Raw genomic sequence first — 11,705 nt, 5'->3', positions numbered from 1 at the left:
ACGTTTCACAAATAACCACCCCATCATACCCTTCCGTTAAGATAGCACACCACGTTTACACGGTAATTTTGTAAACGTGACAGTTCTGTTCCTTTCGGAGACAGCCCCAGCTCATATTTCCAGAGAAGAAATATAAACTTCGGCAACTTTTCCTTTCAAACGGAGTCAATGACATTCGCTGTGTCTCGTCCATTTTACTTTTAAAAGTCGCAACCTCTACCTCATCGGATTGATGAGGATTTATATATTGCTAAGATATTTAATATATGGCAATTGTAATGACTTTCTGAATATATTGCAAGGAATTTTGTTAGGAAAAGTCAAAAAATATCGGTTATTGTATAGGAAACGCTTGCATAACTCCACCCGAACCTACTATTATGTAGCAATAAGCAAAGAAAAAATTGTTATACAAATGTTTCGCAAAAAACATTGAAAAACCCTTTAAAATTAAAAGAAAATTCAGAAAATATAATTCGACATAACTACTAAAAGGGGATTATTCCTTAAATTCGTTTCAAAGAATAAGTATAAATCCGGTAAATAGAATGAATATTCTTTTTATTTCTGATAAAATTGAGGTATTGTTTAATTGAAAAGGGGATATCATTATGAAATTAGAAACGGAAAGATTACATATAGTACCGTGTACAGAAGAATGGATTCAAATTGCGAATAATCAAGGATACAATAGTGGCCCACATATTGTAGGGCATATAGAAAATGTGAAACGAGATGTGGCTTCATTACCGTGGGGACCGTGGTATGTTATTCGGAAAGAGGATGATGTTGTTCTAGGTGATATAGGATTTAAAGGGAAACCGAATGAGCAACATACAGTAGAAATTGGTTATGGATTTATTGAGAAATATTGGAATAAAGGGTATGCAACAGAAGCAGTTAGTGAATTAATGAAATGGGCTTTTCAAACAGGGGAAGTGGAAATGATTATAGCGGAGACACTCCTTGATAACTATAGCTCCATTCGTGTATTAGAGAAATTACATATGAAAAGAGTAAATAGTACTGAAACGATGGTCAATTGGAAAATAGAAAAATAAAAAATACCGCTCGAAGTAAATCGGGCGGTATTTTTTATGATTATGGCAACATTTGTTTTTGATCTGCCGGGTATCCAATTGTTGAATGTTTCGAATGGTTACGAACAGCAATAAAAATAGAGATAATAACGATAAGGCCAACTGCAACGTAAGAAAGTGTAATAATAGTTGGATCAACTTTAAATGATGTAAGTAATGTACGTATATTCGTAAAGATAATAAGTCCGCCAACGAGTACGCCAAGTAAATGAGAAGGAACGATGCGTACTAACCATGCGGCGATTGGTGCGGCAACAATACCACCAAGCATGAGGGCAAATACCCAAACCCAGCTTATTTGTTCCCAACCAAGTGAGATGAAAAAGCCGATTGTTGCAGCGAGTGAAACGGGAAATTCGCTCGTATCTACAGATCCAATAACTTTTCTAGCATCATTTCCTTTTGCAAGTAGAACAGGTGTCGTAATAGGTCCCCAGCCACCACCGCCAGTTGAATCAACGAATCCTGCGAACAGACCGAGTGGTACAAGTTGTTTAGCAGACATACGCTTATTTGAAGAAACAATTTGTTTTTGAATGATGAATCGTAATAAAATATAAACCCCTAAAGTAAATAAAAATAAGGAAATGTACGGTTTAATTACATCGCCAGGTAAATTACTTAAAAAACATGCCCCAATAAATGCGCCAATTGCCCCTGGTAATGTAAGTCTGGAAACTGTATATTTATCAACGTTTCCAAATTTGATATGAGATGCACCAGAAGCGGCGGTTGTAACGACTTCAGCTAAATGAACTGATGCGGAAGCTACAGCTGGTGCGATACCAAACATTAATAATAGTGAGGTAGACGTTACCCCGTACGCCATACCAAGTGCACCATCGATCAATTGAGCGAAAAATCCAATAATAGCAAAGACAATTAATTTCTGCATAAATAATCCCCCTGTAATAATAAATGAAAAAGACACTTTTCCCGTATGAGAAAAGTGCCTTTGGTTTTTCCAATCAGCAATAATTAAATTTGTTTCATTATAATACATATTAATCGTATAAATCAACTTGGTTTTAAAGTTTTTTGAATTGAACGAAAGAAAAATAAAATATACAATAAAAGGATGGAGAGAAAGGGGAGGAAGACTATGTTAGCATTTGATCATCTCGTTCACGCAGTACATTGTACACCGGAGGAAGCGGCAAAACAAATGCAGGAGCATGGATTTCATACTGCATTAGGCGGAGAGCATACGACTTGGGGTACTTGGAATAGTTTATGTTATTTTGATTTATCATATATAGAATTTTTAGCAGTTCAGCATGAAGAAAAAGCGAAAGAAGCGGAAAATCCATTAGTACAAGAAACAGTGGTGAAATTAAAAAATGGAGAAGGGATGCTACAAATCGCAATTCGAACAGATGCAATTGAAGAACTAGCAGTTAAATTTAATAAGCACGGCTTACATACGATAGGACCATTTGAAGGGAAACGGATGAGAAAAGATGGCCGGCTTTTAGAATGGAAAATGTTATTTGTAAAGCAAGAAGAGAATGGACCGAAATTACCATTCTTTATACAGTGGAATGAAACGGATGAAGAAAGAAGAAATGATTTACGTAAAATAGGGACGATTGCTGAACATCAAAACAAAGTAGAAGAAATTGAAACGATTCATTATGCGGTGAAAAATGTTCGAGAAACGGTGCAGAAATGGAAAGAAGTAATGGGACTAACAGTAAGTGCAGTTATAAGAAATGAAGAGTGGAATGCTGAATGTCAAAGCGTATCGTTTGGAAATATTAGCGTACAATTTTGTGAACCGATTGGGGAAGGGCTAGTGCAAGAACGCCTAAAGAACCAGGGTGAATATCCTTTTGCAGTGGAATTTAAAGGAGAAAAGAAACGAGAGCATGAAGTGTTAGGTAGTTTGTTCGTATATTGATAGAGGTGAGTTTTGTGGAAGAAATGTTAAGAGAGATAGAAAGAAAACTAGAGTGGTCACGTATTGTAAAATGTACAGCAATTACAAAAGGTTTTTCACACGAAGAGAAGTATAAAATTGACCTAGAGAATCGAGAAACTTATTTTGTAAAAGTGTGTGATTCTTCTAATTATGAACGAAAACAAGAAGAATATATGTATATGAAACAATTGGAGTTATTACATATTCCAACGCCGAAGTTAATTCATTTCATAAAACTTGAGGAATTAAATAAATGTGTTCAAGTATTTGAATGGGTCCAAGGTGTAAATGGAGAAGAGAGTTTAGGTAAGTTATCGGTGAAAGAGCAGTATAAAGCAGGAAGAAAAGCAGGAGAAATATTAAAGAGAATTCACTTGATAGAAAGAGAAAGTGCAAGTAATAAATGGGAAATATCTAGGTGGAATAAGTATGAAAGGTACATGGAGGCATTAGCAGATTATGAGGTGAATTTTCTGGATTTGAGGCTAGTATTAACCTTTGTAGAAAATCATAAAGACTTATTGAAAAATCGGCCTATCACATTTTTACACGATGATTACCACCCAGCAAATAGTATGATTCATAATAATGAATTTATCGTTATCGATTTTAGTGGATATGATTTTGGCGATCCAATACACGATTTTTATAACGTAGCGATTTTTACTACAAGAATAAGCAAACCATTTGCGGTCGGACAAGTTCACGGTTATTGCGGAGGTGAACCGTCACCCCATTTTTGGAAACTGTATTCATTATATGCAGCGATGACATTCCCAGCAGATATCGTATGGACAAACCGAAGCACGCCACACTTAGTAGATGATATGAAAGAGAGATTGAACCGAATTATAGAAGATCATAATCATTTTTCATCTTATATTCCAAAATGGTATCAATCACAACATGAGGATATAATAAACAACAAATAACGGAGGGATTCATTTGGATAAAATTGCGGTAATTTCAGATATACATGGTAATATTCCGGCATTAGAATCAGTACTGAAAGATATTAAATTAAGAGGAATTGAACGTATTATTTGTCTTGGAGATTTAGTAGGAAAAGGTCCGCATTCTAGCGAAGTAATTGAAATCGTTCGTAAAGAATGTGAAGGAACCGTAATGGGAAACTGGGATGATTTCATTACAAAACCGACTGAATTTGAAGTGTTAAAATGGCATCAAAAACAACTGTCAGAAGAACAAAATGAGTATTTAAGAAGCTTACCATTTTCAATTGAATTTTTTATGAGCGGCAAACTCATTCGTATGTTCCACGCTTCACCGAGAAGTTTGTATGAAAGAATTCAACCACACGCTTCAAGAGAAGAGCGTGTTAGTATGTTCGAAAATAGTGAGTTGACAGAGAATATAGAAGGGGAAAGAAAACCAGATGTTGTTTGCTACGGTGACGTTCATCAAGCATACGTTCAAAATTTTAGGGGGAGAACGTTATGTAATGCTGGTAGCGTAGGAAATCCACTTGAAATTACGCAAGCTTCCTATTTAATTTTTGAAGGAACTTACAATGAAAAAGAAGCAGCGAGCTTTTCCATTCAACTCGTACGTGTACCGTATGATATTGAATTAGCAATTCGATTAGCAGAAGAGCTCGATATGCCAGAAATTGAGGAGTATAAGCAGGAGTTACGAACTGCTTTGTATCGAGGGTTTAAGGCGAAGTAAGGAATATGTAAAGCAATAAAAATAAATCAACTTTTTGACAAATAATATCGACTTACCTACAAATAGTGACCAAAGATATTTACTATAATTGTATTATGTGAACTGGATTAGGGAGGGAATATAATGAGTCGCCAAAAACGAATGAAAGAAATCGCTGATCATATTTTAACGTTAAATTTAACTCATCCAACAAGAGTTGGAGTGAGTGGTATTACAGCTTCAGGAAAGACAACATTTGCAAACGAACTAGCGGAAGAAATAAAAAAACGAGGAGTATCAGTAACACGCGCCAGCATTGACGATTTTCATAATCCGAGAGTAATTCGATATGCGCAAGGAAAAGAATCCGCAAGAGGGTATTACGAAGATGCACACGATTATACAGCTTTTAAAGAAAGGCTATTAAAGCCTTTAGGACCTAACGGGAAGTTACAGTATGAAACGATTTCTCATAACTTAATATCGGACATGCCTGTACATAATACGCCGCTAGTGGCGCCGCCAAATATGGTGCTAATAGTAGATGGAACATTTTTATTGAAAAAAGAAATTGAGTATCTATTTGACTATGAAATTTTCGTAGATACAGATTTTGAGATTGCGAGAAAACGTGGTGCAGAGCGTGAGACTGAGGCTTTTGGAAGTTATGAAGAAGCAGAGAAAATGTTTATAAACAGATATCATGCGGCTTGTAAGATGTATATAGATGAGCATAATCCGAAAGAATGTGCGAATGTTATATTTCAGAATAGTAATTTTGATGATCCGGTAGTTGTATTTAAAGGAATTTAAAATCGTTTATATAACAAAAAGTTCGTGAGAGGGGATGTGTTGGGTGGATAAAAAAGATAATCCGAACGATTGGCCTGTATGGGCGAATGAGTCAGTAGAGATAGTTAATGCAAAACCTGATTGGCAAGATAAAGGCCGATATGAAGAACAGCAACTTTATGAACTGCTTGCTCCTCTCGGTATAAGAAAAGTAATACATATAGGCAGTACATCCATACCTGGTTTACCTGCAAAACCTATCATTGATCTAATGGCTGAAACAGAATCATTTGATAGAGTGCTTGATATTTCAGCAAAATTGGCTATATATGATTGGCATTATGTAGGCCCGGAATTAGATGAAAGACTTTGGAGAAGGTTCTTTGTGAAAGTTAAGAATAATAGGCGTGCAGCTCATCTGCATTTGATGATTAAAGGAACTGAACGATGGGAGCAACAACTTTTATTTCGTAACCGCTTACAAGAAAATCCACAATTAGTTTATGATTATTCAAATCTAAAGCAAGAGTTAGCTAAAAGGTTTAACCAAGATAGAGAAGCATACACAAAAGCTAAAACAGAATTTATTAAACAAGTTCTAAAATGATTCGAATTTTGATTGTAACTACGTTTGAATACAAATGAAAAAACATACTTTATTTTAAAACCTAAACTTACATGAAATGCATGTAAACAAAGTGAGAAGCTTTGGTGTTCCAATGTATTTCCTTTTATTTCTCAGGAGAAATTTTATATAATTGAATCAACTTCATAGAAGGATAGATACATAGTGAAAACGATTTTAGAAATCTACTTAATTTTATGAAATGAATTGCAGGGAGATAAGGTAAAAGGGGAAATATAAAAAATCTTTAAAAGGGGATAGAAAATATAATGATGGAAGTACAAGAATTAAAAGCAGAATTACAACAAATTCAAAATAATAATTATGCTGTGCCAGAAGATGTAGATGCATATCCATATGCACAGTGGATGCTAGATTATATCGGATCACCTGATGCTGAATTACGTGATGATTTGATTTATAGTACGCTTCACAAATGGATTACAAATGATGTATTTAGACAAAAAGAATTACGAGGATTAATGTTACAAGCGATTAGTCCTGATTATTTATTTTATAAAATTGGTGAAAAGGGCACAGATTCTGTATTTAAACGTGCGTTCTCCGTATTAATTCCGCCGCTTATTTTATCTGTTCATGAAAGAGAACCGCTGTTATCTGGAGAACAACTGTACAGTGTGGCAGAACAAATTCTGGAATATGTATATTTAGAAGAAGATGTAAGAGGTTACGTAGAAGGAAAAGGCTGGGCACACTCTACGGCACATGCGGCTGATGCACTAGATGCTTTAGCACGTACAATCCGAAATCGTGAGTTTTCATATGCAATACTAGCTGCTGTTCGTCAAAAAGTTCGTATGAATGACTACGTATACATACACTTTGAGGATGAGAGATTAGTAACGCCAATTATGTCGTTACGTAATCAAAATCTTTTAACTGAAGAAGAGTGGAGCAACTGGCTACATAGTATAGCAATTGTTGAAGAAATCCGAAATCCTCAGCATGCTATTTTAGTACAAAATATTAGATCTTTCCTAAGGAGTTTATATTTCATAGCTTTAGAGAAAGAGGGAAGTACTGCCTTTACAGACGATATATTGGAGACTTTGAAGGAATCGCGTAGGTATTAAAAATAGCATTTGAGTTAGAATATATGATTCAAAACTTATAATAAATAAAAATACATTTTGTTAAGAGCAAAGTACATAAAACCACGATCTTCCAAACATACTAATAAAATGTTTTGGAGGTGAGTTTTATGGATAAAAAAAACTTTGAAAAAGTTTATAATGATTATTTACATCAAGGAGAAGAACAAGCCCGATTGGAAGTAACTCAGGAAGTCGATTCAGGAGCAGAACAAATAGTTGCAGTTCGTAAAAATGATGAAGGTGATTTAATTGCTTTTAAAACAAGTAGTGGCAGAGAATTAGATTATATTACTGCTCTTGATGAAGCAAAATCAGGAAAGTTAGCTCATGTGGACGTATTTCATAAGTATGGCAGGGATATTATACGTAGTGAACCTGATGGTATGAAAGAAAATAACTTAGATAATTTACCTTCTTTTTAAACGGATAAGCCTCAAGAAGAGAATGTTCATTTTAATATTCTCTTCTTTTCTTTGCAAAACTTTTCCTACAAATAGAAGGTTTATTTCTAAAGTGAAATTACACTTTTAAAGAGCTCTCTAAATTTCTCTTTATCTTCTGCTGTAAATGGTTTTGGCCCCTTTGTACGCTTACCGCTTTTTCGAACCATTGCACTTAAATAACGTGTTTGTAATAGTTGGTCAATGTTTTCATTCGTATACTTATAGCCTTTATGGTGTAGAACGATACAGCCTTTCGCTAAAGCGAGCGAAGCTAGGCCGTAATCTTGCGTAACGATTAAATCTTCTTTTTTTGCTAACTGCATAATCCGATAATCCGCAGCATCTGCTCCAGAATCAACATAAATTGTTTCTACACCTGCAGGCTGCTTAGCATTAGAATAATGAGAAAAGCTAGTAACGAGGGTTACAGGGATTTCTGCATTCGTAGCTTCAAAAATAATCACATCTTTTACAGGACAAGCATCTGCATCAACGTAAATTTTCATTATTATCACTCCTAAAACTAGGTTCGAGTTGATAATAATGGTAGATTTAGGTTTTGTCAAATGGGGAATTTGTATTTCGACTTACAAAAATTGTATATATTAAAAAATATATGCTAACATATAGTTGATGGAATGATAATAATTTTCAGAAAGAAGGAATTGAATGATTTATAAAGCAGATAACAATGTAAGGGAAAAGTTAGTTGAGATGTTTGATGATTTTGATAGTACTATTGTACTTTCATATCTACAAGGGCATATGGGAAGTGCATGGGTAGACAATCTTGAAAATCCAACTGTTGCTCAAATAACTGTAGGGATTTTTGTGTTTTATGCTGGGAATCCAAATGTAGAAGAAGCGAAAGAGTTACTATACAATCTTCCTGATTTTACTCTCGCTATTGTTGATTCGAATGAATGGAAAGAACGGATAGAGGCTATACATAAAGGATCAATTGAGAAGTTTAAAAGATTCAGATTTAATAAGAACCCTGACGATTTAGATAAAGGATACATACGGGATCTATTGTCTACTTTACCTCAAGATTACGAAGTGAAAAGAGTCGACAAAAATATAGCAAAGTCTTCGTCATTCCATGCACTCTCAGAAGATTTTATAAGTCAGTTTGATTCAATCGATGATTTTATTGATAGAGGCGTAGGGTATGCTATTTTAAATAAAGGAAAAGTTGTTTCTGCGGCAACATCATTTAGTGTATATGATGATGGAATCGAGATTGAAATTGCTAGTCATCCTGAACATAGAAGGAAAGGTTTAGCCACAATTGTAGCATCTGCACTAATATTAGATTGTCTAGATAGAGGGAAATACCCTAGTTGGGATGGAGCAAATTCTGAGTCTGTTGAACTAGCAAAAAAGCTAGGCTACACTTTTAAAGAATCTTATGATACATATTTTATTGAAATAAAAAAATGAACCAATACAAGTACATAAACTAAAGTGTTGTTAGTTTATGTACTTAGTTAAAAATTAATTAAATTCTATTGACGATATTTAAGGATGCTACTCATTTTTCACAAACTAAAATAGCCTCACGCAAACGAGAAATACCGTCCTCAATTTGATCAATATTCACTTTCCCGTAAGATAAACGAATATAACCGTCTTTAGCACCGAAAATACTACCCGGCATAAAGGCAATTTCTTGTTTTAAGCTTTGCATAATGAGTTGTTTTTCGTTTATCGGTTCGTTTAATTTTCCCCATATGTATATACCACCGATTGGGCTTGAGAAAGAGATTTTATCGTGAAGTTGCTCGTTTAGGGCACGAACGATAATGTCTCTTTTTTCTGCTAGTTGTTTTCGTAACGGTACGATATGCGACTGAAATGGTACAGTTTCGAAAAATTGTTGTATAAGCCACTGCGGGAATATACTCATTCCTAATTCCATTTGGTGACGCGCATCTGATAATCGCTCTACGACAGACTGCGGAGCGACAAGCCAGCCAACTCGTAACCCTGGCGCAATCATTTTTGATAAGGAATGAACATAAATGACTGTTCCGTTTTCATCAATCGATTTTAAAGTAGGGCAAGGTTGTTTATTTTCTAACGTAAGTAAACTGGACGGGTCATCTTCAACGATTGCAATTCGTAAGTCCGCACAAAGTGATAAAAGTTTTTTTCTACGGTTTGGATGTAGCATTGTTCCCGTAGGATTTTGGAAATTTGGATTTAAAAAAATCATTTTAATACGATGTTTTCTATACAATTCCTGCACATCGTCTGGATTAATACCGTGTTCATCGACAGGTAATGGGAAAATACGAATACCTGCCGATTGGAATAATGGTAATGAGTAGCAGTGAGAAGGGCTTTCGAAAGCGACTGCGTCACCTGGATTTAATAAACATTGTACGATAAGGTGAAGTGCTTGCTGTGCACCAGATGTAATCATAATGGATTGTTCAGTCGCTTCAACTTTTAAATATTCCTTCATATATTTCACTACCGCTTGTCTTAGCGGGAGATACCCCTGGGGATGATCGTAACTTAATGACTGCGTTAACGGTTGTTCTCGCAAAATCGTTTGTAGTTGATCGTGAGGATAGAGGTTACAACCGAGCTCCCCGTTTGCAAAATCTATAATGTTGTCATTTTGTTGTACTTCCGCCCGAATATGGCGAAGTAACGGTAAGTTTGGTAAAAACGTGCCACCTTCTACGAAATTTCTCCAGTTCGGCGTTAAAGTTGGAGAAACACCCCACATATGTGTACTTACACGTGTACCTTTACCGGTCGTACTTTCTACAATTCCCATAGCACGTAGTTCATTATAAGCAGTCGTTACTGTACTGCGGTTTACATTTAACTGCGTAGCTAATTTCCGTTCGGAAGGGAGGAAGCTTCCTGGAGGAAGTTCTCCGTATGTAATACGTTTCTCAATAAAGTCAACAACTTGCTGATAAATTGGGATTTTACTGTCGTTATCTAGCTTCCACTCCATACAAACGCCTCCGCATATCTGATATACATTAAGTATAACAAATTGGCTGGGTAAAAAAACAGCCAATTGGACGGTGTTATATCCAGCCAATTTTACTATGCTAAATAGGGAAGGGGAGATTCGGATGAAACGATGGCAAATGGAATGGCTCCTAGTATCAGTAGCTTTAGTATGGGGAGCAAATTATACAATTGGAAAGTATGGCGTGGCATATATGTCATCCATTCAATTTAATAGTTTACGATTTTTAGTAGCATCTCCGGTATTATTACTTATTACATTTTTAATGGAACGCTCACTTCGCATTGAAAGAAAAGATTGGTTACGATTAGTAGCAGTCGGTATCGTTGGTACGGCAATGTATCAAACGATGTTTATGCTATCTGTAAAATATACTTCAGCAACGAACGCCTCATTATTAATTGCGATGTCACCTATTTTTACAGGGATATTAGCAGTATTGCACAAACAAGAACGTTTTTCGATGAAAGTACAAATTGGTTCAATAGTAGCGTTTATTGGTGCAGCATTCGTTTTATTAACAGGGCATACGGGAGGAGCTACATACGAGTATGCGTGGCTCGGAAATGTAATTGGATTAGTCGCAGCAATTGCGTGGGGATGGTATCCTATTTTAGCGCAACCACTTATCACAAAATACTCCGCAATGAGAGTCACATCATGGTCTACTTTAATTGGAATTGTACCTCTCGTTATATACTGTTTATTCAACGTAAATACATTAACGTGGCCAGTAGATACGCCAAGCTGGGGATCACTAGCATATTCAATCGTCTTTGCGACAATTTTCGGACTTGCAATGTGGTATGTCGGTATTAGTAAAATCGGTTCAACGAAAGTAATGGTTTATATGTATCTCGTACCATTGTTCGCAGTTATCTTTGCAGCTGTAACAATTGGAGAGCAAATCAATATGATGCAACTCGTTGGCGGACTAATTATCTTTATCGGTTTATATGTTGTAAAAAAAGGCGGAATCAAAAAGCCAGCTCTCAATTTGAAAAAAGTAAGTTAGTAGTAAAAATGATCTCTTTCATATAGAA

Annotated in this window: 13 protein-coding genes and 1 riboswitch; of the genes, 10 read left to right on the top strand and 3 right to left on the bottom strand. The window is 35.5% G+C overall.

Annotated elements, in window-relative coordinates:
• Window positions 1-34: 34 nt before the first annotated feature.
• Window positions 35-227: riboswitch (Lysine riboswitch) on the bottom strand.
• A gap of 384 nt (window positions 228-611) precedes the next feature.
• Entirely contained in the window at window positions 612-1,061 is a 450-nt protein-coding gene (locus MR155_RS10580; RefSeq protein WP_113935796.1) for a GNAT family N-acetyltransferase, read from the top strand.
• A 40-nt stretch (window positions 1,062-1,101) separates the two neighbouring features.
• Here the strand turns inward: MR155_RS10580 and MR155_RS10575 are convergent, their stop codons facing one another.
• On the bottom strand, window positions 1,102-1,995 hold the full coding sequence (locus MR155_RS10575) for a sulfite exporter TauE/SafE family protein (RefSeq protein ID WP_242309634.1): 894 nt from the start codon (window positions 1,993-1,995) through the stop codon (window positions 1,102-1,104).
• A gap of 207 nt (window positions 1,996-2,202) precedes the next feature.
• Here MR155_RS10575 and MR155_RS10570 point away from each other — a divergent pair, with 207 nt between their 5' ends.
• The 7 genes from MR155_RS10570 to MR155_RS10540 all read left to right on the top strand — a co-directional run bounded on the left by MR155_RS10570 (window position 2,203) and on the right by MR155_RS10540 (window position 7,643).
• Complete coding sequence (locus tag MR155_RS10570; RefSeq protein WP_242309632.1) at window positions 2,203-3,000, top strand: VOC family protein; 798 nt, start codon at window positions 2,203-2,205, stop codon at window positions 2,998-3,000.
• A 14-nt stretch (window positions 3,001-3,014) separates the two neighbouring features.
• A complete protein-coding gene (locus MR155_RS10565) occupies window positions 3,015-3,953 on the top strand; it encodes an aminoglycoside phosphotransferase family protein (RefSeq protein ID WP_242309630.1) in 939 nt (312 codons plus the stop codon).
• 13 nt (window positions 3,954-3,966) lie between these two features.
• Window positions 3,967-4,710 carry a metallophosphoesterase family protein gene (locus MR155_RS10560; protein WP_242309628.1) on the top strand — a complete coding sequence of 248 codons (744 nt, stop codon included), beginning with the start codon at window positions 3,967-3,969 and terminating at the stop codon, window positions 4,708-4,710.
• Between the two features lie 123 nt (window positions 4,711-4,833).
• Entirely contained in the window at window positions 4,834-5,502 is a 669-nt protein-coding gene (locus tag MR155_RS10555; RefSeq protein WP_242309626.1) for a nucleoside/nucleotide kinase family protein, read from the top strand.
• A 43-nt stretch (window positions 5,503-5,545) separates the two neighbouring features.
• On the top strand, window positions 5,546-6,088 hold the full coding sequence (locus MR155_RS10550; protein ID WP_242309624.1) for a GrpB family protein: 543 nt from the start codon (window positions 5,546-5,548) through the stop codon (window positions 6,086-6,088).
• A 287-nt stretch (window positions 6,089-6,375) separates the two neighbouring features.
• On the top strand, window positions 6,376-7,200 hold the full coding sequence (locus MR155_RS10545) for a DUF2785 domain-containing protein (RefSeq protein ID WP_242309622.1): 825 nt from the start codon (window positions 6,376-6,378) through the stop codon (window positions 7,198-7,200).
• Between the two features lie 128 nt (window positions 7,201-7,328).
• A complete protein-coding gene (locus MR155_RS10540; RefSeq protein WP_242309620.1) occupies window positions 7,329-7,643 on the top strand; it encodes a DUF3892 domain-containing protein in 315 nt (104 codons plus the stop codon).
• An 86-nt stretch (window positions 7,644-7,729) separates the two neighbouring features.
• Here the strand turns inward: MR155_RS10540 and MR155_RS10535 are convergent, their stop codons facing one another.
• Window positions 7,730-8,170, bottom strand: a complete 441-nt coding sequence (locus MR155_RS10535) for a YaiI/YqxD family protein (protein WP_002161286.1) — start codon at window positions 8,168-8,170, stop codon at window positions 7,730-7,732.
• Window positions 8,171-8,333: 163 nt separating this feature from the next.
• Here MR155_RS10535 and MR155_RS10530 point away from each other — a divergent pair, with 163 nt between their 5' ends.
• Complete coding sequence (locus tag MR155_RS10530) at window positions 8,334-9,107, top strand: GNAT family N-acetyltransferase (RefSeq protein ID WP_242309618.1); 774 nt, start codon at window positions 8,334-8,336, stop codon at window positions 9,105-9,107.
• 91 nt (window positions 9,108-9,198) lie between these two features.
• Here the strand turns inward: MR155_RS10530 and pdxR are convergent, their stop codons facing one another.
• Window positions 9,199-10,641, bottom strand: coding sequence for a MocR-like pyridoxine biosynthesis transcription factor PdxR (gene pdxR / locus MR155_RS10525; RefSeq protein ID WP_242309616.1), 1,443 nt, complete (start codon window positions 10,639-10,641; stop codon window positions 9,199-9,201).
• 124 nt (window positions 10,642-10,765) lie between these two features.
• Between pdxR and MR155_RS10520 the strand changes: the two genes are divergently transcribed.
• Complete coding sequence (locus tag MR155_RS10520) at window positions 10,766-11,677, top strand: DMT family transporter (protein ID WP_242309614.1); 912 nt, start codon at window positions 10,766-10,768, stop codon at window positions 11,675-11,677.
• Window positions 11,678-11,705: the final 28 nt, after the last annotated feature.

The sequence above is a fragment of the Bacillus cereus group sp. BfR-BA-01331 genome (genome assembly GCF_022663915.1).
In the GTDB taxonomy this organism is placed as follows: domain Bacteria; phylum Bacillota; class Bacilli; order Bacillales; family Bacillaceae_G; genus Bacillus_A; species Bacillus_A mycoides.
Note: the sequence above shows the minus strand (reverse complement) of the source record. Positions and strands in the feature narration are given on the sequence as shown.

Coding starts and splice junctions, on each gene's coding strand:
- MR155_RS10580 (WP_113935796.1), top strand. CDS start 612: ATGAAATTAGAAACGGAAAGATTACATATAGTACCGTGTACAGAAGAA.
- MR155_RS10575 (WP_242309634.1), bottom strand. CDS start 1,995: ATGCAGAAATTAATTGTCTTTGCTATTATTGGATTTTTCGCTCAATTG.
- MR155_RS10570 (WP_242309632.1), top strand. CDS start 2,203: ATGTTAGCATTTGATCATCTCGTTCACGCAGTACATTGTACACCGGAG.
- MR155_RS10555 (WP_242309626.1), top strand. CDS start 4,834: ATGAGTCGCCAAAAACGAATGAAAGAAATCGCTGATCATATTTTAACG.
- MR155_RS10545 (WP_242309622.1), top strand. CDS start 6,376: ATGATGGAAGTACAAGAATTAAAAGCAGAATTACAACAAATTCAAAAT.
- MR155_RS10540 (WP_242309620.1), top strand. CDS start 7,329: ATGGATAAAAAAAACTTTGAAAAAGTTTATAATGATTATTTACATCAA.
- MR155_RS10535 (WP_002161286.1), bottom strand. CDS start 8,170: ATGAAAATTTACGTTGATGCAGATGCTTGTCCTGTAAAAGATGTGATT.
- MR155_RS10530 (WP_242309618.1), top strand. CDS start 8,334: ATGATTTATAAAGCAGATAACAATGTAAGGGAAAAGTTAGTTGAGATG.
- pdxR (WP_242309616.1), bottom strand. CDS start 10,641: ATGGAGTGGAAGCTAGATAACGACAGTAAAATCCCAATTTATCAGCAA.
- MR155_RS10520 (WP_242309614.1), top strand. CDS start 10,766: ATGAAACGATGGCAAATGGAATGGCTCCTAGTATCAGTAGCTTTAGTA.